This is a genomic window from Gluconobacter sp. ESL1110 (assembly GCF_058107395.1).
On the sequence record NZ_JBYLUK010000009.1, the window covers coordinates 33,384 to 59,514 of the forward strand.

24 protein-coding genes and 3 pseudogenes are annotated in these 26,131 nt (G+C 53.3%); 16 read left to right on the forward strand and 11 right to left on the reverse strand.

All coding sequences use genetic code 11. The features are described 5' to 3' along the window. Positions 1-366: 366 nt before the first annotated feature. Positions 367-834: a DUF2513 domain-containing protein gene (locus AC3B6F_RS12035; RefSeq protein WP_489824545.1), complete on the forward strand. Its 468-nt coding sequence runs from the start codon at positions 367-369 to the stop codon at positions 832-834. Between the two features lie 116 nt (positions 835-950). On the opposite strand, the gene AC3B6F_RS12040 is transcribed toward AC3B6F_RS12035, so the two are convergent. The 3 genes from AC3B6F_RS12040 to AC3B6F_RS12050 all read right to left on the reverse strand — a co-directional run bounded on the left by AC3B6F_RS12040 (position 951) and on the right by AC3B6F_RS12050 (position 2,242). After that, on the reverse strand, positions 951-1,244 hold the full coding sequence (locus tag AC3B6F_RS12040; protein WP_003618711.1) for a type II toxin-antitoxin system RelE family toxin: 294 nt from the start codon (positions 1,242-1,244) through the stop codon (positions 951-953). Beyond that, on the reverse strand, positions 1,241-1,501 hold the full coding sequence (locus AC3B6F_RS12045) for a type II toxin-antitoxin system RelB/DinJ family antitoxin (RefSeq protein WP_173585269.1): 261 nt from the start codon (positions 1,499-1,501) through the stop codon (positions 1,241-1,243). Before AC3B6F_RS12045 ends, AC3B6F_RS12040 begins: the two co-directional genes overlap by 4 nt. Before the next feature lie 168 nt (positions 1,502-1,669). Continuing rightward, a complete protein-coding gene (locus tag AC3B6F_RS12050) occupies positions 1,670-2,242 on the reverse strand; it encodes a hypothetical protein (RefSeq protein ID WP_489824546.1) in 573 nt (190 codons plus the stop codon). Positions 2,243-2,617: 375 nt separating this feature from the next. On the opposite strand from AC3B6F_RS12050, the gene AC3B6F_RS12055 reads away from it, so the two are divergent. The 8 genes from AC3B6F_RS12055 to AC3B6F_RS12090 all read left to right on the forward strand — a co-directional run bounded on the left by AC3B6F_RS12055 (position 2,618) and on the right by AC3B6F_RS12090 (position 6,238). Beyond that, on the forward strand, positions 2,618-2,980 hold the full coding sequence (locus AC3B6F_RS12055; protein WP_489824547.1) for a hypothetical protein: 363 nt from the start codon (positions 2,618-2,620) through the stop codon (positions 2,978-2,980). A gap of 86 nt (positions 2,981-3,066) precedes the next feature. Next, positions 3,067-3,420 (forward strand): hypothetical protein, encoded by a 354-nt coding sequence (locus tag AC3B6F_RS12060; RefSeq protein WP_489824548.1) that lies wholly within the window; start codon positions 3,067-3,069, stop codon positions 3,418-3,420. Between the two features lie 70 nt (positions 3,421-3,490). Then, on the forward strand, positions 3,491-4,021 hold the full coding sequence (locus AC3B6F_RS12065; RefSeq protein WP_489824549.1) for a hypothetical protein: 531 nt from the start codon (positions 3,491-3,493) through the stop codon (positions 4,019-4,021). Beyond that, complete coding sequence (locus AC3B6F_RS12070; protein WP_489824550.1) at positions 4,014-4,565, forward strand: transcriptional regulator; 552 nt, start codon at positions 4,014-4,016, stop codon at positions 4,563-4,565. Before AC3B6F_RS12065 ends, AC3B6F_RS12070 begins: the two co-directional genes overlap by 8 nt. Before the next feature lie 11 nt (positions 4,566-4,576). Continuing rightward, positions 4,577-4,864: a DUF2312 domain-containing protein gene (locus AC3B6F_RS12075; RefSeq protein WP_489824551.1), complete on the forward strand. Its 288-nt coding sequence runs from the start codon at positions 4,577-4,579 to the stop codon at positions 4,862-4,864. Positions 4,865-4,868: 4 nt separating this feature from the next. Then, positions 4,869-5,165, forward strand: coding sequence for a hypothetical protein (locus AC3B6F_RS12080; protein ID WP_346006254.1), 297 nt, complete (start codon positions 4,869-4,871; stop codon positions 5,163-5,165). 2 nt (positions 5,166-5,167) lie between these two features. Continuing rightward, on the forward strand, positions 5,168-5,590 hold the full coding sequence (locus AC3B6F_RS12085) for a hypothetical protein (RefSeq protein ID WP_489824552.1): 423 nt from the start codon (positions 5,168-5,170) through the stop codon (positions 5,588-5,590). A 54-nt stretch (positions 5,591-5,644) separates the two neighbouring features. Then, positions 5,645-6,238, forward strand: coding sequence for an HD-GYP domain-containing protein (locus AC3B6F_RS12090; RefSeq protein ID WP_489824553.1), 594 nt, complete (start codon positions 5,645-5,647; stop codon positions 6,236-6,238). Here AC3B6F_RS12090 and AC3B6F_RS12095 read toward each other — a convergent pair. From AC3B6F_RS12095 to AC3B6F_RS12110, 4 genes are all read right to left on the reverse strand, one after another. After that, the gene (locus AC3B6F_RS12095; RefSeq protein ID WP_237390139.1) at positions 6,235-6,783 is read right to left on the reverse strand and encodes a recombinase family protein; all 549 of its coding nucleotides are present in this window, start codon (positions 6,781-6,783) and stop codon (positions 6,235-6,237) included. The genes AC3B6F_RS12090 and AC3B6F_RS12095 overlap by 4 nt on opposite strands. Positions 6,784-6,922: 139 nt before the next feature. After that, entirely contained in the window at positions 6,923-9,832 is a 2,910-nt protein-coding gene (locus tag AC3B6F_RS12100; protein ID WP_237390140.1) for a Tn3 family transposase, read from the reverse strand. A gap of 333 nt (positions 9,833-10,165) precedes the next feature. Next, on the reverse strand, positions 10,166-11,614 hold the full coding sequence (gene fumC / locus AC3B6F_RS12105; RefSeq protein ID WP_211503512.1) for a class II fumarate hydratase: 1,449 nt from the start codon (positions 11,612-11,614) through the stop codon (positions 10,166-10,168). A 3-nt stretch (positions 11,615-11,617) separates the two neighbouring features. After that, a complete protein-coding gene (locus AC3B6F_RS12110) occupies positions 11,618-13,258 on the reverse strand; it encodes an NAD-dependent malic enzyme (protein WP_211503511.1) in 1,641 nt (546 codons plus the stop codon). Positions 13,259-13,365: 107 nt separating this feature from the next. Between AC3B6F_RS12110 and AC3B6F_RS12115 the strand changes: the two genes are divergently transcribed. Together AC3B6F_RS12115 and AC3B6F_RS12120 are read left to right on the forward strand one after the other, a co-directional pair. Next, positions 13,366-14,265, forward strand: coding sequence for a LysR family transcriptional regulator (locus AC3B6F_RS12115; protein ID WP_211555710.1), 900 nt, complete (start codon positions 13,366-13,368; stop codon positions 14,263-14,265). A gap of 319 nt (positions 14,266-14,584) precedes the next feature. Continuing rightward, a pseudogene (locus tag AC3B6F_RS12120) lies at positions 14,585-14,887 on the forward strand (transposase); the annotation flags it as partial. 86 nt (positions 14,888-14,973) lie between these two features. On the opposite strand, the gene AC3B6F_RS12125 reads toward AC3B6F_RS12120, so the two are convergent. After that, positions 14,974-16,071 carry a hypothetical protein gene (locus tag AC3B6F_RS12125; RefSeq protein ID WP_489824554.1) on the reverse strand — a complete coding sequence of 366 codons (1,098 nt, stop codon included), beginning with the start codon at positions 16,069-16,071 and terminating at the stop codon, positions 14,974-14,976. A 624-nt stretch (positions 16,072-16,695) separates the two neighbouring features. On the opposite strand from AC3B6F_RS12125, the gene AC3B6F_RS12130 reads away from it, so the two are divergent. The 3 genes from AC3B6F_RS12130 to AC3B6F_RS12140 all read left to right on the forward strand — a co-directional run bounded on the left by AC3B6F_RS12130 (position 16,696) and on the right by AC3B6F_RS12140 (position 20,542). Beyond that, positions 16,696-17,499, forward strand: coding sequence for a hypothetical protein (locus AC3B6F_RS12130; RefSeq protein WP_489824555.1), 804 nt, complete (start codon positions 16,696-16,698; stop codon positions 17,497-17,499). After that, positions 17,471-17,719 (forward strand): hypothetical protein, encoded by a 249-nt coding sequence (locus AC3B6F_RS12135; protein WP_489824557.1) that lies wholly within the window; start codon positions 17,471-17,473, stop codon positions 17,717-17,719. Before AC3B6F_RS12130 ends, AC3B6F_RS12135 begins: the two co-directional genes overlap by 29 nt. 498 nt (positions 17,720-18,217) lie before the next feature. Continuing rightward, positions 18,218-20,542, forward strand: a complete 2,325-nt coding sequence (locus AC3B6F_RS12140; RefSeq protein ID WP_489824580.1) for a TonB-dependent receptor — start codon at positions 18,218-18,220, stop codon at positions 20,540-20,542. A gap of 160 nt (positions 20,543-20,702) precedes the next feature. Here the strand turns inward: AC3B6F_RS12140 and mazF are convergent, their stop codons facing one another. Together mazF and AC3B6F_RS12150 are read right to left on the reverse strand one after the other, a co-directional pair. Further along, the gene (mazF, locus tag AC3B6F_RS12145) at positions 20,703-21,098 is read right to left on the reverse strand and encodes an endoribonuclease MazF (RefSeq protein WP_489824581.1); all 396 of its coding nucleotides are present in this window, start codon (positions 21,096-21,098) and stop codon (positions 20,703-20,705) included. Continuing rightward, positions 21,046-22,112, reverse strand: a protein-coding gene (locus AC3B6F_RS12150; protein WP_489824558.1) for an IS630 family transposase whose coding sequence is annotated in 2 segments (ribosomal slippage) — positions 21,046-21,626 and positions 21,626-22,112 — 1,068 coding nt in all. Because the reading frame shifts where the segments join, the coding sequence is not laid out codon by codon here. Before AC3B6F_RS12150 ends, mazF begins: the two co-directional genes overlap by 53 nt. Before the next feature lie 85 nt (positions 22,113-22,197). Here AC3B6F_RS12150 and AC3B6F_RS12155 point away from each other — a divergent pair. Continuing rightward, positions 22,198-22,596, forward strand: a pseudogene (locus tag AC3B6F_RS12155) (transposase); the annotation flags it as partial. A gap of 123 nt (positions 22,597-22,719) precedes the next feature. Next, positions 22,720-22,914: pseudogene (locus AC3B6F_RS12160) on the forward strand (IS5/IS1182 family transposase); the annotation flags it as partial. A 134-nt stretch (positions 22,915-23,048) separates the two neighbouring features. Here AC3B6F_RS12160 and AC3B6F_RS12165 read toward each other — a convergent pair. Beyond that, entirely contained in the window at positions 23,049-26,114 is a 3,066-nt protein-coding gene (locus tag AC3B6F_RS12165) for a TonB-dependent receptor plug domain-containing protein (RefSeq protein WP_489824559.1), read from the reverse strand. Between the last annotated feature and the right edge of the window lie 17 nt (positions 26,115-26,131).

Below are 26,131 nucleotides of genomic sequence, written 5' to 3' on the forward strand. Positions count from 1 at the left end.
ATATACGTCATTGGCTCATACGTCAACGGCGTATAGTTCGGAGACATGAAGGGCGTGATGGGCATTTAGACAAACAGCCGTTCAGAAACCTCAAGGAATACCAAAAATCCGCAGTTTTCCGACATAAAATCTATGTCCATTTTTTCTTATTATCGGACATAGGGGTGGGCCACAAAAAAGACCCCAAAGGCCTTTTCGAGACGCGTTTCACAGACGTTCATCCAAGGACAAAGTCTGCTGGCGGAAAGACCGCCTGGTCGTCTCTGGCCCTTTTTGCGAGAGACATTCCAACTCACGCAGGTCTGTAACTATTCTGAGGCTCGCGGCTGACTTGGGGGGGGGATTGCGGACCATCCGCTTCGGAGCGTGGATCAGATATTTTTAATTATTGTCTCACTGCCAAAGGAATGTCAGGCTCACCAAATATGGAGCGTCAACGGAGGGGCGGAAATGAGACGCGATATGGATTTGGTTCGCCAATTACTTCTGAAGCTGGAAGGCATTGAGAAGGGGCCTCACGATGTTCTCCTTATCGCTGGAAACTCTGAAGAGGTCGCCGTCGAAGGTCGAACATCTGATGAGATTTACTTCCATCTCACCAAAATTGAAGAAGCTGGTTTTTTAGAGCGTGTTGGAAGCGGAGCGATGACGGCAGTCACGTTCCGAGCCCTGTCGTGGAAAGGGCAAGAGTTCCTGGATACCATTCGGGACGATAGCATCTGGAAAAAAACGAAAGAAAAAGCCGGTAGCGCCTCCTTCGATGTCCTCGCCGCCGTTGCAAAGGCAGTTCTGAAAGACAGAATAAAGTCTCTTACAGGATTGGATATAGGCTGAAAGGTTATGCGGCCGATAAGTAACTGTTTGGGGTGTGTCGGCTTTCAGGTAACTGTGACAACCGCTTCCATGTCTGGAGAGAGGGCGGAAACTGACTTTCTACCAAGAAAGTAAATTCACTCCGTCCGCTTCGAAGCCAGTTCATAAATCTCATTATCGGCTCTCCGGCCAACGGCAATTACATAGATAACGATCCGTTCGTCGATGACCTGATAAACAAGGCGGTAACCATCTTTCAGAAGCTTGATCTTATAAAACCCTGATAGGTCGCGATGCAGTTCGTTTCCTGGAGAGTGAGGGTTCCAGATCAGCTTTTCCAGCTTCTTTTCAAATTTCTTACGCACGCTGCCGTCAAGAGCATCCCACTCTCTGAGCGCTCTATCGTCGAATTCAAGACAGTACTCTTTCATTCGCGATGACGGCTCTTAAGCTCTGCAAAAGTCATACGATGCTTTTGGGCAGGGTTTTTGAGGCGTTCGCGCACAATCTCGATAAGCTCCGCATCCTCGTCTGTGACAAGCCTCCGCTTGACGGGAGAGCGACCCGTTTCAGCAATATACGCGAGCGTATCGCGCAGTGCGTCAGAAAGTGAAATGCCTTGAGCCGACAACTTCTCAACTGCGGCTGCCTTCAACGTTTCATCTACCCGGAATGTAACAGCAGACATACAAAGCCTCCTTGCGTGTATGTACATACGTATCACATTCGTTAGTACAAATGAAGCGAAAGATGGCCGATGCTGATGTCTGCATTCGAGAAACCAGATCGGTTGCGGAAATGGCAGAAAAGTAGGCGTAAGCGGACGCCTTACTTTCTGCCGCTTAAAATACACTTCTCAGTCTTTGAGACGCTGTGCTGGCAGGACCCTGATGCCTGTCAGCTTGGGCGCGACGTAGTCACCCGAATAGGTGAAGAGGTCCTGGGCAATGGTCCAGTTTGCCCATGCGGTGAGAACGTCACGGGCTTTTGTGTCTTCAGGGTCTCTCAGGATCAGATCAAGGCGGGGATTTCCCTCCCCTTTTGTCCCAAAATCGAATACCGCGAGCCCGCGGATCGAGTGGTTGTAATCGAGGAGCAAAGCCCCCTTGACCGGGCATTCGTGTGCTTTACATGCCGAGAAAAGCCAGCCCCCGGCCTTGTAGCCTAGCATTTCGACCGGATGATCGGGTGGACCACCCAAAGAGGCTAATACCTGTCGCTGAAGCGTCCCAAATTCGCCCGTATGAGGTCCAACAAAGCGTTTGATTTCATCATCGAAGCCCGGACTCCAAACCAGTTGATTGGTGTCCCGGCAGAACTCGGCTGTCTTGAGAGTGCAGGCCTGCGCGGAAGCGCGGGCGACAGAGCACCACGCTATCTCGAAACAGAGGGCAATAATCTTAACGATCATCGCTCTGGGAAGGGTCATAAGCTGTCTCTATCCTCTCGGAACCGGAAAGGTCAGGCCGGGTCTGTTACAGACGTCTCCTAGGCTTAGCCCAGAATATGATTATCTTCCTGTTTTGAGGCACCGTACCTCACCGATATCTCGTGAGACGTTCTCGATGCCAGCGCGGTCAATCGCCGCTCGCACCCTGATCATACTGTCGCGAAATGAGTGGGATGCACGGTGCGGGAGGGGAAAGCCACATCACAGCACTCCAGAAAAGGGCAAATACGTACGCGATTCCTTCTGCGACGTACCTTGTGTATTCACGCGGGAGCGGGTGGGTTAGGGTCACATCCGGCAGGAAATGATCGGCCAGGGTCACGACGGAGTAAGAGGCGTGCAGGGAGAAGAGACGTGACAACAGAGCAGGGAGGCTCGGTCTTTGCGCGCTATGAAGACTTGAGCCAGGAACAACTCCAGGCAGTCGCGCGGTTCATGGCGGAGCGTCTAATGACTGGATCTGCCGGTGTGGTTCCAGGCACGCTAAAAACGCTGACCGACCAGGGGAGAGACTACGCTTTCGTTCTCCTGGAAGAGGATTGTGCCTACGCGGTGAGCCCGATCGAGAGCCTTCATCTTGTGCTGGATGCGAATGGTCGTCCCCTGGGCTGTCCATCAGAGGGGCTGCTATATCTTTCGAATGTTGAGGGAAATGCTGCGGTGCGGCTTCTTCCGACCCCGCGTTACAAGGCCTCAGATCTCGGGCTGACGGTCTGAGGACCTCCAGTCGGGTCTGTCGCTTCAACCCCTCCCGGTCGATCCCCTGAACTGCACTCACAAACGCTGTCGTCATACTGCCCGGTATGACCGAGCACTCTCTTTCTCTTGGGCAGCCAGATCTGCCCAAACCAACCCTTTCTCTCCCACTGTCTTCCCCCTGGATGCTTGGCTGCATGGTTCTCTCGGCGACCATGCTCCTCGGGTTCGGCTGGCTCCTCTTTCCGCTGGATGTCCAGATGGTCTGGACCATGCTTGCGCAGGCGATCCTTTTCTCCCTGGCCCTCTCTGTCCTTGTGATGGACGTCATGCGCCAGTGGAAGACGAACGCCTTCATGCCGCGCTGGCATGTTCTGGTCTTCGTTCCGGTCTGGGTGGCTGTCGGTCTGTTCAATCTCCGGAACGCCTATGACTGCATGAAGGCGGCAGGCCAATGGTGACGTCGCGTGACTGCACTCACAACAGTCTCCGGCAGAATGTCCCGACGGTCACAGACGACGGGGCATCACAGTGAAATTTGGCGGTCATCAACCCAAGGCGCGGATCTTCCGCAAGCTTAAGGCCGAAATGCAGCGTGAGGTCTATCAGTCCGTGCTCCAGCACGTCCGGACCTGCCTCAACCGGGGGCCGTATAATGTCCTTGAACTCCGCGCGAACCTGACGCCCGAGCAGGCCGGGGCCCTGCCCATGGCTTTAACGACGCTTGCACAGGCTGGAGAAATCGCCGCCCTGGGTCACAGTGTTTATGCCCGCGTGCCGTGGATGCCGGCGACACGAACCGTGAAGACCTCGCCGATCGAGGATCTTGTCTTTGCATCCCTGACCGAACATGAAACCGCCAGTGAAATCGCGACATGGCTCGGCCTCTCCGTCGGTGAGGTACGGGACTCCCTTTCGGCCCTGGAGCGGGCGGGGCTGATCGAGGAGCGACTGGATCCGCGCCGCCCCAACCGTTACCGGATTGTCTCGCCGCATATGGCCAAACACATTCGCCAGGGTGCACAGGACCGGACCTTTACTGATATCGCCCGGCATGGCTGAGGCGTTGCGTTTGCGGGTTATCCCCCAAACCAGTGGACAGCACTGTGGGCAACCGAGGGCAGGACATGTGGATTCACGGTCCGTTCGTCCAGGGCACAGGCGCGCGGCGCTGTCCATCGCAGGCGAGCTCTCCGTTATCGGCTGGGGCGTGCGTCAGGCGTCCCGCCGATCCGGCTTTTCAAAGGACCGGATCCTGCGCTGGCAATCGGGGCATAGCATTCCTGATCCGGACTTCCTCAGGTGGCTTGCAGCTCTTGGGATGTTGCATCGTCGACTGAGCCATCCTCTGGCCCGGGCTGTGCCTCCCGTGGGCAACCGACCCCCGCTGAATGGTTACGCGATGACCAGTGCCCTGATCACGATCGGCTGGTCCGAGCGCGTGCTGGCCGAGCGCCTGGGGGAGCATCGCACAGCCCTTCGCCGTCTGATCTCAAGTCACGGGCATCTTCCAGTGAGAGAGTCCCGTTGGCTTGAAGCCCTGGCAGACGGGCATCGCGATCTGCCCCGCCCCCTCTCACCCATCTGCCTCTCCCCCGATCCCTGAAAGGTTGACCCATGTTGCAACGCGTTTCTTTTCCTGACGACGCTCAGGACGATCAGGGTGCCGTCGCAGGCGGCATCGCCGCCGACCGGCTGCGGTCCATCATCGAACGGGTCGAGCGCCTCGAAGAAGAGCGCAAGGCGCTGAGTGGTGACATCAAGGACATCTTTGCCGAAGCCAAGTCGGCCGGGTTCGACGTCAAGGTCATCCGCACGATTATCCGGCTGCGCAAGCAGGAGCCCGCAGAGGTCGAGGCTCAGGAAACCCTTTTGCAGATCTACCGCCGTGCCCTGGGAATGTGACCTGATGCAAGATGCCCCACCGCGCCGCCGCATCGCCGAAGCCGCTGGAGAGATTCTGGTCTGTTGGCCAAGTGTGGGCCTGCTTCTGTTTGCCTTTGTGGTTCCCAGGCTTGGCGCTGTCATGGGACCCGTTTTTATGTTCGGTGGCTGCCTTGCAACCATGATGGGACCGGGTGTTCCCGAGATCGGTGAGGATGGACGCGACTACGGGCTTGAGCGGAGGCGCGGAGTGGTCTTTGCCAGCCTCGGTCTGGTGCTCTGCCTGCTTTCTCTCTCCAGACTTTTGCCGGATGGGTTCTGATCGTGCCCGCACCGTTGTTTAAGGACTGGACCCCAACGTGCGTCACCAGTGTTCGTTACATCTCTACCCTGGGACCGGCTCGCGCTGTCGGGACGGTACAGCGTCGGGTCTGCGGCGCCAGATGTCTGGCTGGGGTCAGTCTGTTTCTTCTAACGAACGCGGCGGATGGATTTCTCGGTCTGGACCAGTTTGCAGGGCAGGGGGGCTGGCATCTGTCCGGACTGGGCCATCCGGTCGTCACGCTGTCGCTCTGGCAGTGGACGCTTCTGGCCTGCGCCACCCTTGGTCTTGTGAAACTCGCCGAAAGGACGGCCGGGATCCTGTCCGGACGTGGGCCGCGCCGCGCAGCCGGGATCAAGCTCCTCGTCACCTGCGTGGCTCTGGCCCTTGGCGGCCTCGCCCGCGGGCTGATCCATCCGGGATGACCGGACTCACATTAGCCGCGCCTAGAGTGATCTTACACAACCGGTAGAGGAAAGATGCCTGAACTGCAGACACTCCTGAAAGAAGTGGTGAAACTGCCTGCGTCCTATCGGCGGCAGGGGCCGCCTCTTGCTTCTCTCCTGGCGCAGATTGCCCAAGGGGATGACGGACATGGCCAGAGGGTCGGGCGCCTCGCTGGCCTGCTCGGCCATCTGGCGAAAACTGGCCTCTCGTCCAGCGCCCTTGAACTGGCAGGCCGCCTGCACGATGCGGGCAAACTGCTCCTGCCAGACAGCCTCCTGAATCATCCGGGCATGTTTAACGACCGGCAGATGCTGGTGATGCGACAGCATCCGTCGCTCGGCCTTGGAGCGCTGTTTCAACTGTCAGCCGATATTCCGACCCTCGTGCATGAGGCCGTGCTTCTGCATCACGAACGCTATGACGGTGATGGTTATCCCTTCCGGTTGAAGGGTCAAGCCATTCCCCTGGCCGCCCGCATCATCGGCCTGGCCGATGTGATCGACGCCCTGCTCTCCGCCCGGGCCTATAAGGCCCAGTGGGCCCGAAGCTGTGATTTTGGCCATGTTGAAGAACGGACTGGAAACACGGCGCTTGATCGGGCGAGCGTCGGGTGTCTGACGGCTTAATCGATGGTTTCAAGCGCACGGTAGACAGTCATCCTTGAGATTTTCAGTTCGCGCGCAACGCCAGCCTTGCTTTCGCCTGCGGCGATACGCCGCCGGATTTCATCATCATCGACGTTTTTCTTCCGGCCTTTGTAGGTTCCTTCCGCTTTTGCCGCCTCAATCCCGGCACGCTGTCTATCCTTGATAAATTTTAACTCCATGTCAGCGACCATGCCGAGAATTGTGATGACCATACGTCCCATGGCTCCGGCCGTCGTAACGCCCGGCTCAAGCACGCGCAGCGAAGCCCCCTTTTCTTCCAGTTCATGGACCAGGTTCAGGACATCCCGTGTGGAGCGACCAAGCCGGTCAAGACGCAGGACGACAAGCTCGTCTCCAGAACGCAGGAACTGCATGATGGTCTCAAGCTCGGTCCGCCCGTTTCGTGATCGCCCTGATCCTGTTTCCGAACGAACGATTTCACATCCTCCGGCCTTCAGCTGGGCAATCTGAATATCGAGATCCTGGTCCGTGGTGCTGACACGGGCATAACCGACACGGGTCATAAGACAATCCGTCACATTAGGGTGGTTATTTCCTCATATCGTCACATCTGGAAGAAAACCACCCATTTGTTACATGTCGCTTATGTCACTTTTATCTGCCCCATTGAGGTGCACCCTAATGTTATGAGAATTTTGCCTCTCATGCGGCCAGAGCGCTAAAATCGATCCGCGTGTCCAGATCCAGGTCGAAACGCCCATAGGGATTGACGTGACTGTAAATCAGCGGCGTGAGCCCGCGGTAATCTTCAGGCATCATCCGACTGGTCCATTGCGGCTCAACCAGAACGGTCTGGAGCATACGGGTGTTGACGTAGACCAATGACGCTTGCAGCAGATGCAGCGCCATCGCTGAAATCTGCTGCTCCTCAATACGATTGGTGGCCAGCTCACCGCCTTTGCCGAAAAACACAAACCCGTTCGCGCTGTTCCAGTTTTCTACGACGTTCAGCCCTTCATGAATCTCTCGCCTGAATTCCTCCTGACGCAAATACCGGCAGAGGAAGATTGTCTTGATGGCACGACCAAGCTCACTCAATGCCTTGTAAGTCGGGTGCATGACTTCAGTTCGTGCAAAGCGCCGTAGAATGGCTTCCGGATCTGCGGTCCCGGTTTGCATCGCGGCTGCATATTTCACCATCTCATCGTATTGCTGCTCAATCTCCTCCCAGTTGATCGGACCCGAAAGGATCGGCAACAGATTGGGGAGGCGCGTGCGCATTGCCGTATCCGGGATTGCCAGTTTCTGACGGGCGATCGCCTTCAGTCGCGGTGCGAGTTCAAACCCCAGGAGACGGCAAAAGGCAAAGCCGACGGCGCTTTGACCATGGCTGTCGACATACTGGCGTTGAATATCCATGTCGGTGCAATGGCGCAGGACGCCTTCAATCATCGATGCAACCTCTGAGGAGGAACACCGCTTGAGCTGGGAATAAACGCATGTCGCGCGCTTTTCGACGTGCCAGTAGATCATCACACCGCGGCCACCGTACCGGGCATGCCACTCGGTCATAAGATTACGATCCCATGCACCGAATTTTGTGGAATCTGACGCGCAGGCCGTGCCTGCATCGCCCCAGACGGCGGCGTTCCGGATAGTGAGTGTCGCATTTGCAACCTGGGCGCACGCTTCCCTGAGCGCGGGCGCATTGATGAAGCGACGATGGACATGCAGCAGTTCCTCGTAGCTGACATCAGGCACAGCGCCGGCGACACGCTTGAGGCCTGCATTCGTGCCCAAAGCATAGAGGCATAACAGCAGACGCCGATCCAGCACCGCTTTTGGCAGAGAAACCCGGGACGCTGATGTTTCAAAGGCATCCAGAAGACCCGTATCGAGCGCTGCCTCTTTCAGAACATCCAGCAAACTGGTCATGGGCCACCGGCCAGAGATCTCGCGTTTAATCGCTTCGAGACCTTTGGGCTCTGCCACCGGTTTGAACGGCGTAATCGAGATACGGTTTTCACCTCGCCACAGCAGCCGAACCTTGTCATTTCGAAGGATCGTCTGGTTCAGCAGCAATAATTCCCGTTCAAGATCCGCGCGGATGCCAGCGGAAAACTCCCCGGCATCCGGTGTCAATTTGAGATCGGCATAATAGGCTGTGCGACGATGTTCAAAATCCTTCGGCAGATCGTCATCCGGGTTACGATAACGGTCTGCTCCGACAACCCAGATTTCCTTGGATCGAAGACGCTCCCTCAAAACCGTCAGAACACAAAGCTCATAGCTGATCCGGTTCACCCGTCCCTCGCCATCAACAACAGCACTGCGCCATTTAACGGGAATAACAGCATCGGTCGGAACACCGTATGCAGGCACATAACGACATCCTTCGTCCATTTTGCTGCCGATCCATTCAAGAGCGGCAAGGACCGGGCGCCATGTCGTGTTGTTTGATTGGAACTGCAGAACTGAAAGCAGACCGGGAAGCATGCGGCGGTAATGACTGGCCCAGGACGCGCGCATCACCTTGTATATCCGTCGGTCAAGCGCCCCTTTCGCCTGGCTTTCCTTGATGATAGCGGTCAGTTTAACGCTGTCGGCAATCGGGAAAATAACATCGCAGATACGGCCTGAAGGATCATCAAGTGATGCGCTTGCGATATCGACCAGCAGGCGTTCCTTGCCGTAAACCCGTTCAATATCTTTGGCGATATCCCCAATGACTTTGCGTTTTGAACGACTGCCTATCTTGTGAATGGTTTCTATCAGCAGGTCGACCATCGCATCGGTTAGCTGTGCCTGACGGGACAGGAGGTAGACGGTATAGAGCCCGAGCTGCCTTGTGGGAGAGTGTCGACGCATCTCCGAGGCCGTTTCGGCTCCCACGCGGCGAACAATCTGTTCGATCCACGTTTTGCCGGTCGATCCCAAAATATCACCTGGAAGATCAAGTTTCTGAATGAAATCGAGCTTGGCTGCCATGCTGATAACCGTGTCGAGTGAAGCATATCCCGCGTCACCCTTCATGGCATTAAAGCCTGTTGGCCCATCAGGATCTGAAATTGAGGCTTCCAGCATGGCTGCTGTATTTTCAGGAAGCTGATTGCGTATTCCGGTCAGCCAGGTATCCAGATATTTCTGCCGCAGCGAACGGACCAGACGCTCAAGCTCTTTTCGTGACGGGCCAAAAATATGGCGATCCCGGCACCATAGAAATACCTGCCCGAGCATAACAGGGACTGGCTGGCCGGTCGGGCAAAGGTCCCTGGAAATCCACGCGGACATCTTCTCCCGATCAATCCGGGAAAGGCGTCGAAAGCCAAGATACTTCAAAATCTCCGCAGCATGTCGTCGCGCTGTCCGGCCAGAAAATTCATAGTCATTCAGGGTCGCGGCGTGAGTGCCGAGTTGCTCGGCGAGATAGGCAATACCGTCAGAGGAAACTGCCGTATGATCCAACGAAAAATAGCCGTACGCTTCAAAAAATTTCAGCTGAACAGCCAGACCCAGTCGTGTCGCTTCGGCTTTTCCGTGGATAAAGTCGAGATCTGCAAAACTCAGGCTCCATGACGTCGCCAGGTTGGCTGCCGAAGACTCAGATTGCATCGTGCTACTCTCCTTGCTGGAGAAGCACGATCTGCCTGGGACGCATCAAGCGTCAATCAAAAGCCTCGCCGTTCCCGGCACGTTCTTCAACATGGCCAAAATCACAGCTTCGGGCCCACTGGGCCTGGTTCAATAACCGACGCATCCTCGAGCCCATCGGAAACATCACGCCGGCCGAGGCCGAGCAACAGTTTTATGCCGCTATGGACCACGTCCCCATGGCAGACTAACTTAAGAAAACCAGTCTCCGCCAATCCCGGGGCGGTTCACTTACTAAAAAGCACTCGGCTCTAGGAAAAAGAGGAATTGTGCAATTTTAGGGTGCTATCGCCATCAGGCTCCCCCGACCCCATGACCGATCATTGTCATAGGGTCGGCGAGCCGATCGAATGTCTGCTCATCAATATAGCCGCTTTTGAGAGCAGCGTCCCTAAGTGTCATATCCTGCTCCATCGCCACATGGGCAATGGCAGAGGCTTTATCGTATCCGATATCAGGACTTAGTGCTGTTACCAGCATGATCGACCGTGAGACCATTTCACGAATACGTTTCAGATTAAGTTCTGTACCTTCGACAGAATACTGACGGAATTTCTGGCAACCATCAGACAAAATACGGATTGCATGCAGGACGTTATTGATGACGATCGGTCGCATGGCGTTGAGTTCGAAATTGCCCTGACTGCCGGCGAAAGCGACCGCGGTATCATCACCAATGACCTGGATCGCGATCATGACGAGGGCCTCGCATTGAGTAGGATTGACCTTGCCCGGCATGATCGACGATCCGGGCTCATTTTCTGGTAGCCGCAACTCACCCAACCCGCATCGTGGCCCGGAAGCCAGCCAGCGCATGTCGTTGGCGATCTTCATGAGTGCTACGGCCACGCCTCGCAAAGCTGCGCTCATGCGAACCATGGCATCTAGAGTACCTTGGGCGGAAAATTTATTCGGCGCTGTAACATATGGCTCGCCTGTTAGTTGGGCTATGGCATTGGCCATATCGACGCTGAAACCTTTAGGTGCATTTAGGCCGGTTCCAACTGCGGTACCGCCAATCGCGAGTTCGAATAGCCCTGCACGTCCCAGCTTCAGGTTTGCGATGGTCTCTCGGATCTGATGAGCATAGCCGGACCACTCTTGCCCAACCGTCAGCGGTACGGCGTCTTCGAGGTGAGTGCGTCCGATCTTGACAACGTCCATCCAGCACCCTGCTTTTTCCTCGATGGTGGTGGCCAGAGCGTCCAGCTCCGGAAGCAGGCGCTTATCAAGCAGTGTAAGTGTCGCAATATGCATCGCTGTGGGGAAACTGTCGTTGCTCGACATGCCCATGTTAACGTCGTCGTTTGGGTGAACAGGGTTTTTGCTACCGAGTGTTCCACCTAAAAGCTGGATCGCCCGGTTGGACACCACTTCGTTGATGTTCATGTTGCTCTGTGTCCCCGATCCAGTCTGCCAGACAAAGAGCGGGAAATGAGCATCCAGTTCGCCAGCAATGACCTCGTCACAAGCTTGAATAATTGCACCTGCTTTGAGAGCAGTCAGGCGACCACCTGCCGCGTTGACCTGCGCTGCAGCTTTCTTGACGATCCCATAGGCATGATAGACTTCCATTGGCATCCGGTCGTTGCCGATGGAAAAATGCTCAAGACTGCGCTGCGTCTGGGCACCCCAGTAGCGGTCGGCTGGGACGTCGATCCGCCCCATTGAGTCTGTTTCGACACGCGTTCCCGAAACGTTGAGGCCAATCGAGGTGTCTCGCAGATGAAGCGGAAGAGCCATGGATCAGTTCTCCTCTAACGTAGAGTATTCCGGACGGTAGAGCTTAGCTTCAATCCAGTCCACGATGTCTTCGGGTTCAGGAACCTGAGCCAGGCCCGATTTGAAGATTTGACGCGCGACTTTGATGGCCGTGTTGATCTCCACACGTAGGACATCTTTTTGCGGCGGAAAAAGCAGGCCATGGGTACGTTGTTCCGTTGTGACCTGTTCAGCGGTTGCCTTCGCAGCTTCAAGGAAGACCTCGTCGGTGATGCGTCGTGCCTGTGTTGCCCAGACAGCCAGTGCCACGGCGGGGAAGATATAAAAATTATTGGCCTGTCCGGGGGTGAGCGTTTTGCCATTCAAAGTAACATCGTCGAACTGGACGCCAGCAGCGAAGAGGGCACGGCCGTCTGTCCAGCGATAAGCCTGTTCGGCGGTACATTCCGCCTTGTCGGTGGGATTGGAGAGCGCGAAAATAACGGGCCTGTCGTTGATGCTCGCCATGGTACGAACGACTTCCTCGGTGAAGCCACCCGCGTTGGTGCTAACGCCGATCAGAACAGTGGGCTTAATGGCTCTGACTGCCGCCGCAAGGTCTTTCGTCGCGGCATGGGAGTGGGCGAACACTTTCTGAGACGGATTAAGATCCTGCCGCGAAGGTTCGATCAAACCGTTGATATCCATCATGGAAATGCGGGCGCGGGCGTCAGTTGCAGAAAGACCTTCGTCCTGTAATGCACTCACGATCATATTTGCGATACCGATCCCGGCAGACCCTGCACCGTAGAACAGGATACGCTGTTCTTTCAGCGCCTCGCCTTTGATCGACAGGGCGGTGTCGAGGCCCGCGATCGTAATGGCCGCAGTCCCCTGAATATCGTCATTATAGCAAAGGATTTTGTCACGGTATCGCGCCAGTAGGCGGATGGCATCGTCTCCTTTCCAGTCTTCAAAATGCAGGCAGCAATGAGGATAAAGCTCTTGAATGGCTGCGACGAGTTCATCAACGAATGCGTCGAGTTCGTCTGACGATGGGGGTGCCTGCCGCAAACCGAGATAAAGTGGATCGTCAATCAATTCCTGATTGGTTGTACCGATATCCAGTAACATTGGCATCAGGCCCTGAGGTGGGATGGCGGCGCAGGCCGTATAGAGTTGCAGCTTGCCCACCGGAATGCCCATACCGTTGGCTCCGATATCTCCGAGCCCCAGAATACGGCCGCCGGAACTGACGCAAATGAAGCGCACATCTTTTTCGGGCCAGTTGGCGAGTACCTCTTTCACACGACCTTTGTGACGTAGCGAAAGATACATACCCTGTGGTCTCTCGAAGAGACGGCTGTACTGAAGGCAGGCATCAGCGATTGTCGGATCGTAAACAATGGGAAGAAAGCGCTTCGGATCAGACATCACAACCTTGAAGAACAGGGTCTCGTTACGCTGTGACAATCCGTTCAGATGGAGAAAGCGCTCGAGATCGCTGCTCTTGCTGTCAAGCTGCCACAGGACGCGCTCCATCTGCCGATCAAGGGTTTCGACGGCGTCTGGCAAGAGGCCGAGCGTACCATTCTTGTGCCGCTCTTCGTTTGTGAAGGCAGTTTCGCGGTTGTGAACCGCATCCAGAAGGGGAGGGAGTGAAGGTACAGTGCGATCGGACGTCATGTCTGTCTCCGTTCATTGATGTACTCACAATGGATGTGTGTTTATCGCGCTGGTAGTCACATAAAAGACATTGTATCTGTGTTTAAAATGCAAAGATGGTACTCTCAATGCACGATGACGCTGGTGATCTGAGATTTTTCGTACTTCTCGTTGAAGCGGGGAATCTGACTGCAGTCGCGCGTCACCTCAACGTTTCGGCAGGAGCTTCCAGTCGAAGACTGGCTCGGCTGGAGGAGCGGCTTGGCGTACGTCTGGTCACAAGGACATCAAGACGCTTCGACCTGACGGACGAGGGACAGACGTTTTATGAGCGTGCTGCAGAGATCATGATTGATATCGAGGCGGCTGAAGCAGAGATTTCTGCCAATCAGAAGGAGCTTCGTGGTGTCCTGCGGATCGGGGCGCCACTTGAACTGGGGCGCCGTCGGTTGGCTGATTTTGTCAGTAAATTTGCCGATCGTTTTCCAAAGCTGCGTGTGCATCTCCTCCTGTCAGACGAAGGACTGGATGTCGTTAATAGTCGCCTTGACCTAGCCATTCGGATTGGAATGCCAAATGAAGCAGGAACTGTCGCGACGAAGATCATGAATAGTGAACGGGTCATCTGCGCTTCTCCAGCCTATCTCGAGAGGTTTGGCATGCCGACCGCCCTTGCCCAGTTAACTGAGCACCGTTGTATTTGCCTGATGCGGGGGCATGAACTGGGGATGCTCGACCAGTGGAGACTATCTCGTTCGGGTGAAGCTCAGATTGTAGAGGTAACTCCTCATCTCTCGACGACGAGCGGCGAAGTGGTGCATGACTGGGCCCTCAAGGGCAAAGGCATCGTATTCAAAGTCTTGTGGGACGTCAGCGACGACCTGCAACGCGGTAGGTTGGTCCGTCTTTTTCCAGAGTATCAGGGGGAAACAATCGGGCTATTTGCAACGATGCCCAGTCGACGCAACGTCCCTCTACGCGTTAAAACTTTTCTCGATAATTTAAGAGACTTTTTGGCGCACCCTTAGTCTTGATTATATGAGGAGAGGTAAGTGTCGATACATTATGAAAATAAAACAGAGGAAGACCAGTAAACGTTGATACGCATAATACGTTAACGATATCGGAACGTTTTACACCGTATTAACCCTGAAAAGGGAAAGACAATGAACCGGCATTTCAAAATTGGTGAAACGACGATTTCTGTGTTGCCTTATTTCCAGTCAATTGTTTCAATGAAATCAGACCAAATAATTGGAGGGTTCGAAAAACCCTCTGGTTTTGAGGGTTCCTCTGTGATTCCATTTCGCCTTAGTTGATTTGGGATGATGAAGAACGGCTGCCCGGTTGAGTGGGCTTGGTGATCAGCTCGAAGCGTTTTCCCGGACTGTGGATTTTGAAGTATTCCGCCCTAACCTGGATAAAGCATTGGCTTATGCGGACGAAAGCAAAGGCGGAAGACCGCCACTTGATCCGGTGCTGATGTTCAAGATCCTGGTAATCCAGATGCTCAACAATTTTTCTGATGAGCGGACAGAGTATCTCATCAACGATCGCCTCTCCTTTATGCGTTTCCTTGGTATGGGACTTTCAGATCGGGTGCCTGATGCCAAAACAGTCTGGCTGTTCCGTGAACGCCTGACACAAGCGGGTGCGATCGATGGGCGGTTCAACCTGACGTGCCCCCCGGACAACTCGAAAACGGACTCCCCTTGAGAGCAGGCCTTATTATCGCGTTACACTCGAGGCTTGTTTCTACGCGAAGTCGTTTTCCTGAGGATGTGATCTGCTTCTTTCATCGCAGCCTCAAGCTCGGTAAAGTCGGGCTTCCAGATCGCTGCCTGTTGTCCGGAGAGCGTTGATAACAGATCTGACGGGCGCAGTTCGTCAGGCAGCGCAGGATCCGTGTTTTTCAGGGGATAAGACGCGTGCCGGCGCGGCGGCATCAGAGCCTCGCGCAGGGGCTCGAACCCCCGCAAGGCGAACAAACGCCGCGCGGACCGATGCGTCACTTCAACCACCAGTCCCAGGCTTTCAAACCGTTCAAGAAGGTCAAGGGCGGCGTTGACAGACATCTTGAGGAGGTCTGCCAGCGTCGTCGCGGACGTCAAAGGGCGAGCGGCCAAAATATCAATGGCTGCAGGAGCTCGCGAGTTCCGACGCTGCGCGCCTGCTTCTCTGCGGGCTATGACCCACTGGCGTTCCATGCCACGCAGCATCTCGGTCATGGAGTGGGCTTCTGCCGTAACGGCTCTGAGGAACACCGGAACCCATCGCACAGGATCATGAGGCGCTCCAGCACGAAGCGCAGCAGGACCTGTTAGGGGAAGGGCGCTGCGCATGACGCCTCGTTTGCGCCACAAAACGCCAAGGGCCGCCCGGAAGGGAGCCCTCTGTTCTCCCTGATGCAGCCAGTCATGGAACGCGATCGCCGCACCGAGGAAGGGTCCACACGTTCGGATGAAGGGCCGGAGATGAGAGAGAGCCCGTGCAATATCCTGCCGTTGTGTCGCTGAAGGATGGGTCTGCCACTGGTAGAGCCGAAACGCTGTTTGTGCCGCTTCCACCAAAGCAAACCGGTCAGCACCCTCAAGGTCCTGCGTTGGGAGGCGCAGGCCTTCCAGGACAGCCGCCAGGTGCCAGGGATCAATGGCCTGTCCATCGACCTGCGCCTGGGCCCGGACAGCGTCGAGACGGGCACGATAGAGAAAGGCCTCCTTCAGGGGATGATTCTGGAGCCGCTGATCGAGACGACCGATGGTTATCGATGCCGCGGTCAGGTCGATCGCTACGTCAGAGACCTGAAGCGTCGTACGGGTCGGCAACAACATCACGGCATCGTCGGCGCAGGATCATGGAGCATCAGTGCCCTCACATCAAAGGGCTTATAAGGTGGCTTTCAGTGTGAGCCGAGACAGGCTTGGAGAGAGAGCGAAGACAGGCATGAAGTCATGTTAAATCGGTCTTAGGTTAAATTTGCAAATTTTTCCAAAACGCGCCCCCTCCCCACCCCTATGTCCGTTAATTTACTTTATCGGACATAGGGGGTGAGCACCCAAAAGGACCCGCAAAGGTCTTTTCGAGGCGTGTTCCACGGATGCTCATGCAAGGACAACGTCTGCTGCCGGAAAGACAGCCTGATCGTCTCTGGCCCTCTTTGCGAGAGACATTTTAACTCACGCAGGCTTGTAACCATTTCTCGGTGTCGCGGCCGACCTGGGGGCAAGCCGCTCTTCAACGTCAAAAAATCCCGGCTGCTTCATCTTCCATCATCCTCAATCAACGCAGGACAGATGGAATCACACAGATAGGACCAGAACCAGAGGGTTTTTCGAACCCTCCACGTGCGGGACGCACTGAATGACCTACATCGCCTGGTCGACAGAGCGGCAGGCATTGAAGCGATGCCTTTGCCTGTCTCACGACCGAGACCGCAGAACATGCGGAAGATTCCAAAAATGCAGAGCAAACCCCAGCCCTTGCTCCTGTCTGAGGCTCTGACGCGGTTTGTCCTGAAAAACCCACACGCTAGCGTCGACACCAAAAAAGCCACGCAGCGGGCTGTAGAACTGTTCCTGAAAGCCTATGGAGATGCACCTGTCTCTATCATCGGCGACGAGAAGGCCGGAGCCTTTCGGGACTTGCTCTTCTCCCTGCCTGCGTCTCTGGGAAAGCGAAAAAGCAGTCTCACACTCACAGAGGAAGCAGACCGTGCCAAAAAGGACGAACGCCCCACTCTGAGCGGCAAGAGTGTGAAGAACCATATGATGCGGCTCTCAGCCCTGTGGAACCAGTTACTGCAACGGGAACTGGTCAAAAAGAACCCCTGGACCGGATGGAGCTTTGAGGCTGGGTCCAAGACCATTCGGCGAGGTTGGAGCACTCCGGAATTGCAAACCCTCATGACAGGAGATTGGCCCAGTAGCTCCGTCCCAGAAAGCAGATTCCGGCTCGTCACGATGATAGGGGCTTATTCCGGCATGAGACTGGGGGAAATCTGTCATCTGAGAACAGAAGACCTTCAAACGATTGACGGCATTCCGTGCTTTGTCATCCAGCCTCACACAGAAGACGGATGGTCGCCCAAAACAGACGCCGGAACGCGGATTGTCCCTGTTCACTCCAAACTCATTGAGGCAGGATTTCTCACCCTGAAAGACACAGTGGACGGCCCGTACCTCATTCCCGGCCTCAACGTGTCGAAGGACAGTCTTCGGACGGTCCTTCTCGAACATGAAAACGCGCCTTGGACTCCCTGCTGAGATTACGTTCCATTCGTTCCGACACAGCGTCTCGACGCAATTGCGGAACACTTCGTCCGACATTCGGGAAATCTGGATTGATAGGCTTTTGGGCCATGAAGCGACGCATAAAAGCCAAGGGACCTCGACCTATCTCAGCGGCATTACAACGGCCAATCTCAAACAGACCGTTGAAACCATTTCTTATCCCGACGACATCTTCAAAAAAGGCTGGAGTTAGGCGGGAGCCAGCAGTGCTCAATGGCTACCCATTAAGCATCTGGCAAGGGAGATTGCATCCCCCGTTGACCCCCGAAAAACACCGCTTTTTTATTTCCCGGTTCACTTCTGATCTGAAAAGAACCGTCAGATTAAGCGCCTCATGGACCAACATCCTACCTATTAAACTATCAAACATTTCTCACAGTCGTACGCCACATCACCCAGAAAAACCATTATGAAATGGCAACTATGTTCTATTTGTCTTAAAACTTTCACACCCTCCCGTCGGGAGGATAGGTTAGTGAGCGACCAATTTTTTCGAGATGACGTGTCGTACGTCGATATAAAAATGTGATCAGGACGAGAAATGAAAACATTCTTATGCGCACTACTGTGTACCTCGGCGATGTCAGTGATATACTTTGAGCCTGCACACGCTGAAACAGATAAACACGTTACATCATCAATACATCATCCCCGAGCAAATACCCGCTTCCAAGATAATAATGCCCCAAGTATGATGGGCTCCACAGCTCCTACTGACCTTCATGAAGAACAAGTGTCTGTCCATGGAGCCCGACACCGTCAAATCGCTGCTGGTTTAATGATTAAGGAGGATGCACCCAAATCACGTTCAACCGTGACGCAAGAGTTTATTGAGACACAGGCCAACGGGTCTAACCCGATGCAGCTCATTGCGCTTCTTCCTGGTGTGAACACATCAGATCAAGACCCCTTGGGGATGACAGGCGGCAACATGACCATGCGCGGCCTGACATCTCAACAGATTGGCTTCACTCTTGAGGGGTTCCCCATCAACGATATCGGTAGCTATGCGGTCTATCCACAGGAAATTGTTGATGCTGAAAATCTTCGAACGATTAACGTTGAACAAGGATCAGCAGATCTCGATAGTCCGCATATTTCTGCCACTGGCGGGGCTGTAGACATGTATCTACGGGATCCAATGACTCATTTCGGGGGTAAAGTTGTTGGTTCCTATGGCACTTATAACATGCGGCGTATTTTTGGTCGTATAGACACAGGCTATGTAGGCCACACAAATCTACGTGGTTTCATGTCGTTTTCTGAAGCCGCAGAAGATATGTGGCGTGGTCCAGGCAGCTCCAACAAAATGCATGGTGAAACCAAATGGGTGAACAAATGGGGTGATGGCAACGTTGTCTCGCTCACCATTGTCGGCAACCATTCCACAGGTGTACTATTTCCTTCCACCCGAGTAACGTCTGCAGCTGACATAAACGCTATGAACACTGGCAAAGGTTATAATGCCATGGTGAATAGCATGATAAAGAATAACGTTTACGACGCAAAATGGGATCCGAGCAATCCTAGTGGAAATTACTATCAGCTACATCGAAACCCTTTTACTAATATTTATTCCTCTGCACCATCTACCTTCAAACTTTCAGACAAAATTACCCTGACTGAGACTCCATATTTCTGGTATGGGAATGGCAATGGTGGCGGGGCTTACAGTACAAAATTTCAAAATTATCAGTATGGATCCGAAAAATTATCAGGTTCTTTAGGAAAGTATAATGCATCAAATACAAAATCTATGCTCTTGTACAATCCATCTAACACACAGACATATCGCCCTGGATCTGTTACCAAACTAACATTACACACGGGAATTAATCGACTCGAAGTTGGATACTGGTTCGAGTACTCCAAACAACGTCAAACCGGACCTTATAGTCTTATCAACTCTCAAACCGGAAAGGCTTTGGATCTCTTGGGAGGTGGTCCTAATCTTGTTTTGTCTAATGGGCAAACTGCTGAGTATCGAGACACACTCACGCAAACGCGCATTCACACCCTTTTCATCGCTGATAGCCTCTCTCTGCTCAACAACAGACTCAACATTGAAGCTGGTTTGAAATATACATTTGTCAAACGCCAAGGGTATAATGGTCTCCCAGACACGTCGACGGGGCCATACATCAATGGATCTTGGCAACAGCCCTTGCCTGCATTCTCTATTCGCTACAAACTTAATGACGAAAACCAGTTATTTGCCTCTGCCACGACAAATTTCCGCATTCCTATGAATAGCTCTCTGTACGATTCAGGTGCGTATTATTCAAACTCCGGATACTCTACAAAAGCCAACCCCAACCAAAAGACTGAGTACTCCATTTCAGAGGAAGCAGGCTGGCGCTATCAGGGCCCTAGCATCATGAGCTCCATCACGTTTTTTCATTATAACTTTACCAATCGTCTTTATACGCAGGTTATTACCCAACCCAACGGTGGTTACTACACGACCAGCATAAACGGTGGGGGTATGCATGCCTCAGGCGTGGACGCAGAAATCGGGACGCGTCCATTTCATAACTTTCGTCCTTATGCTTCCTTTGAATACGTTGATGCTCGAACTGATAACAATTTAGCCGCTAGTGGCGGGAGTGTGAGTGATTACGTTCGCTCCAAAGGAAAATACGCACCGCAAACAGCCAAATATCAGGTTGGTTTCAACTTAGACTATGATGACGGACATTTTTTCTCAGGTTTTAGCTTGAAATATACTGGCTCACAGTACGCCACCTTTACAAACGATCTCAAAATACCAGGTTACGTCCGCATGAATGTTAACGCTGGATATCGCTTCAAAGATATTGGTTTCCTCAAACATCCAATGTTGAAACTCAATATTATGAATATCGCCAACAATCATTATCTTGGCTTTGTCAGCGGTGCTGCAACCAATGCGAAAGCAACAACAGGGGTCTTTGGTTCTAACATTTCTGGCCAAAGCACCAGCTATATGATTGCGAGCCCGTTCTCGGTTCTTGGAACAGCCAGCGTAGACTTCTAAGAGATATAGGTATAAGCTCGTAACAAATATTTGAAATATAAATATGGGGGTCGACGGGGGAAGCATTTCCCCCTTGCCAGCTGCTCGATGGGTAGCCATTGAGCACTGCTGGCTCCCGCGTTCTTTCGCCTTCAAAAACCCTTGCAAAACTTTGGGCTTTTCAGCCGACCAGAAGTCGAACTCGCTGACGGATGGCTTCCAGTTCTTCCGGCGTCACCTTCCCTTTGAGCTTCGCCTTCCGAACACGCCAGTCGAGACTTCTCACCTGGTCAGACAAAGCGACACTCGCCGCCTTGCCCGCAATGGCTACTTCAAACGGATAGGCTTTAATTTTCGTAGTCGTCGGACAACAGAGTATCATGCCTGCCTTGGCGTTGTAGCTGGACGGACTGAGCACAACAGCAGGACGGTGCCCCGCCTGCTCCCTTCCCGCCTGTGGGTCAAACTCAAGCCAGACAATCTCTCCGCAATCTGGAACCCAAGAGGCCTTATACCAACGGTTATCATGTTTGACCGATATGAGCCCATTTTCTGAGGCCGATGGATTGGATGGTATTGGGGAGTGCGACGAGGTTGTTCCAAGCTGAGCATGCGGCCTTGATGATGTGGTCCATGTCTTCGAAGACGGTATTGGACAGCCAGTTGGCGCGGAGGAACTGCCAGACGTTTTCGACTGGGTTCAGTTCGGGAGCGCGTGATGGAAGGAAGATCAGACTGACATTTTTCGGCAGTCTGATCTTTCCAGTCGTATGCCATGGTGCCCGATCGAGAAGGAGGACAGCATGGGCTCCGCGGGCGACACAGCACGCAATTTCGTCGAGATGCAATTGCATGCTGTCAGTGCCGATAAACGGGAGCGCGAGGCCTGCCGCTTTGCCGCGTGCAGGACAGATGGCGCCGAATAGCCAGGCATTGGCGTAACGCTGGTCGGCGGGCTGACGTGGTCGCGTGCCCCGTCTGGCCCATTGCCGGACGACACCGTTCTTCTGACCGATCCGGGCCTCGTCCTGGAACCAGATTTCGATCGGCCTTCCCTTCGGCAGATGGCCGGTGTGAGCGCTTAGGATACGGGGGAAGTTTTTTTAAATGCCTCCATGACGGACGGATCCTGTCCCGGGTGGCGGGGCCGTGCGCTGATATGACTGAAGCCCAGCCGCTTCAGCAGGGTGGACACATGGCGTTCGTGATACGAAACGCCAAAGCGCTCTTCGATCACCCGCTTTAGGTCAACGCGGCGCCAACGGACCACGCCGTCTCGGTTCCGATCGGGGCCACTGATGATCAATTCCGAGAGTTCCCTCTGTTGATCGGCCGTCAGGCGGCAGACAGAGCCATTGCGCCATTGGTCCCGCAAACCATCTGGCCCCGCAGCATTGAACCTGTGCACCCAATCGCGCAGGGTCTGCCGGTCCATGCCCCCGATCCGTGCCGCATCACCTCGACTGGCACCTTCGCGCACGGCAGCCAGCGACAAAAGGCGCCGTGCAACATTCGCATCCCGTGTACCCAAGGCCAGACGCCGAAGCGCATCAGCCGTATAATCCGTCCGTAAAGCAATCGCACCAGCCATACCCGATCCTCCGTCCCAGGACTGAATCAGAACAGTCTCTTCTCGTCACTTCACAGATAAGTCAGAGGAAATAGCCGTTGGTATCATTCGGAAATGGAAAACAACGCATGCCGCCGCCAGTGTTGGCGCGAGATTGAGAGAGGGGCTGCTGGATAAAACCAATATGGCCTCAAGTGTCTGGGCTGACACGGCCTATTGCTCAAAAGCCAACGAAGACTTCATGGAAAAGCAGGGATTTGTTTCCAAGGTTCATCGCAAAAAGCCGCATCTCAAGCCTATGCCCCGGCATATCCAGAAATCAAATGCTGGAAAGTCGGTCATCCGCTTGCGTGTCGAGCATGTCTTTGCCGATCAGAAGTCACAGACGGGGCTGTTTGTCCGGACTGTCGGTATCACCCGAGCCACCATGAGGATCGGCCTGGCCAATATCGTCTACAACATGCGCCGCTTCCTCTTCCTGGAAAGATTGAGTGCGAGCGCGTAGCTATCAGCGGGTAACAGCCCTCGATCTGCTGAAAACGCAGATCGAAAACAACTCAAAGAACCGTCTATCAAATCGCCAAAAGCCAGAAATTACGGGCCAAGCACATCAATCAAGGGTTCTTCGATCCCTCCATCCAGTGCAGAAAAGTCTGTGATCCGATCTCGTGTTGAGCACGTCTTTGCCGATCAGAAATCGCAGACGGGGCTCTTCATCCGGACTGTCGGCATCAGCTAAACCACCATGAGGATCGGGCTAGCCAATATCGTCTACAACATGCGCCGCTTCATCTTCCTCGAAAGATTGAACGCGAACGCATAGCTATCCAGCGGGGGACAGCCCCTAATCTGCTCAAAACGCAGATCAAAAGCACCCCAAAGAACCGTCAATCAATACGCCAAAAACCAGAAATACGGGCCAAGCGCATCAATCAAGGGCTCTTCGAGCCCTCCACCTTAAAGAGAAACGTTCACGCCAAACTGAAAGGAACGCATAATAACACCCTTCTGAGACCATGACGAGTTATACAAATAACCACCGTAAGTTGCATAATCCAAAGGAGCGCGGAAGCCAAGTAGATTATAAACGTTCGCATAAACAGACCAACGTTTATTCATCTGATAATTAACAGTCAGATCAACATCCCAGAAGCCCTTAACCCGGCACTGTGTAGGATAATTAGGTCCATTAGCCTGATTCATACCCAAGGAGTATGCGCAGCTATGACTATACAGTCCATTACTGCCCGCCGATGCAATACCGCTATCATCTGCGACCGTTTTATAACCGCTCGTATAATAAACAGTTGGGGTAACTGCTAAACCTCTATACGAAAAAGTGTTGGCCCAGTTCGCTCTCCAACGAGGTGTACCAGAAGAAGAAACGCTCTGATAGGGACCAAGCGTCCCAGCATAGCGATACGTAGTACCGTCAGGATTAACCTGATTAAAGCGTCTAACAAACGTTGCTTGCCCTTTACTATACCACATAATGTTGTGCAGAAAGCCGGGAAGACGTGCGTGCGCATCAATGGACATATCAAAGCCATCAGTCATCATACTTTTGGCATTAATATATTCGCCCTCAACATAACCCGGCGCGGCTAATGCGTTGGGATAGTTAGGGTCTTTTGGCCCTGGAACAACTGTAATTCCAGAAGGCTCCCCGGAATTTGATCCTCCATTCTCAATCCAAGAATTGAAATACTGATTAGGATTAAGAATCCCTGTCGTAATATAGTGGTTCTTCTTAATGTAATAGTATTCAAAAGACAGTGTCATCCAATTCGTAGGCTTTATGACGGGACCGACGGTGTAGCTTGTCGATATCTCGGGTCGAAGATGCGGATTTCCTACACTCATTAGCCCAAGATAATTACCTGATTGAACATAAGCACTATTTCCATGAGACGCCATCCATGCTTGCACAGCAGGATTGGACGTGTCGTAGGTCACCGGAGTAAAACCTTCTGTCTGGCCGCCCGTCTCCGCAAAACTAGGCACACGAAAGCCACGATTAAATGTGCCACGTAACGTGAACTGTTTGACTGGTTTGAACTGGAAGCCAACTTTCGGAGAGAAATGGCTGAAGCCTTCTGAATAGTGATCGTAACGACCTGACGTATCAACAACAAACTGTTTTACAACAGGCAAATTTGCCTCGTAAAAACCAGATTCAACCCAACGATGACCGATCTGCGAGACCGGATTGTAACTCGCCCACTGATTCGCGTAGTTGCTTGTGTCAATTGGATTGGCGTTTGGGTCGTTCACGGATTCATAACGCCAGTTTGCTCCAATCGCGAGCTTAGCCATACCGCCCGGAAGCTTGAAAAGCCCTTTACTGAGACCAACCTGCCCTGAATATTCCTGTGAACGGGCGTTAATAGTGTTCGCAGGCAAAACATAATTCATTTCAGAACGCGAGTTTTTTGACGGGTCAACAAAATTATACGACCCATCCGCGATCGCTGCTGTTAAATGACTGATGTATGGCTGTCCTGTTTGCACCTGATTAAGAAGCGTATTCATGCCGACGAAATCAGCATTATAATTCCAGTCGGATCCCCAATTCGAATGAGACCAACCAGTATAACGAACTGATCCCCTGAAATTATTAGAGGTATCGGTAGTTACTGGAATTTGATTGAACAAGCCAACCACTTGCGCATCTTGATGTTGTGCGGCGTATGGATCGTTCGGGTTCAATTGTCCATTCGAAAGCTCCCACGGCAGAATGGTGGGAGAATTACCAGCCAACTCATCCTGTGTATACGAACCATAGGATGCTGGCGTCCCGGTCGTAATTGTACGCGCCTGAGACCAGTTAAACATCGCAATCAACTGCGACTGATCTGTGACATTCGCCGTCAAATGTGCTGTAGCGCTAATACGACGCAAATCAGGGGCGACTTGCTTGTAACGCATTGCGTTCTGTGAGCATGCATTTGTAAAAGAATTGGGATAATTTGTGGAAAAGCCGTAACCTGAGATGCCTGTCTGATTACTACCGCATCCAGCAGAAGAATTCAGAAGATTATATCCACCAACACCACTTCCATTGACAGCAGGGCGAACAAGAGCTGTAGTCGTTGCACCAGTAAAGTTTGTATTAAACTGATTTGTCCCCGGAAGAAGAGTATTTGTGTTTCCGTTGGAACCGCCCAATGATGTCAGATCCCCACTATTATATGGCGATTGAAGTTGGCGATAATATAAAGAATCATCCTGTTGGTATTCGGAATTGATGTAGAAATTGTAGCCGTCGTTAGCAAGATCACCATGCCCGAATGTAGCATATAAGCGCTGATGACCTTGGTCTCCACGCTGGGTCAGACCACCCTCGGCATTGCCTTCAAAACCCTTAATCTCGTTTCGGGTTCTGAAGTTAATTACGCCTGCAACTGCATCTGCACCGTATGTTGCAGAACCTCCGTCTTGCAGGACATCCATACCTTCAAGGATAGACATTGGGATCCAGGTCGTGTCGACAAAATCACGTTCTCCATCGTCCGCAAGCGGATAATAAGAACCTCTCTGTCCGTCGATGAGCACAAGAGTAGAGTCAGTACTGAGCCCACGCAACGACGGAGCTGATCCGCCTGGAGCAAACCCTCCTCCAGAAGCCCACTGGCTCGTTAAATTTCCTGCCCCGTTTGAGGAAAGTTGTTGAACGAGATCATTCACCGTTTTGAGACCACGCTGCTGCATGTCTTTGCGTGTGATATGAGTAATTTCGGATGAGCTTGTCGTATTGGGGTCGCGAAACAATGTACCCGTTACGACAACATTTTCACTACGAGATTTTGGAGCTTCGACGCTCTGCTTTAAAGCATTTCGCTTTGCAGCAGATATTGATTCTGGATTATGATTTTTTATTGTTACGCTTGACGTTTCAGTCTTTTTTAATTTGGACGTTGCCGTATCACTAAGAGAGGCAGCATGCGCGCTTTGTGGCAATTGAAGCACAGTCGCAAGTGCAGTTGCTCCCATGAGCGATGTCGTCCATCGAGCCTTTTTCATGGCCACAGGTTACTCCG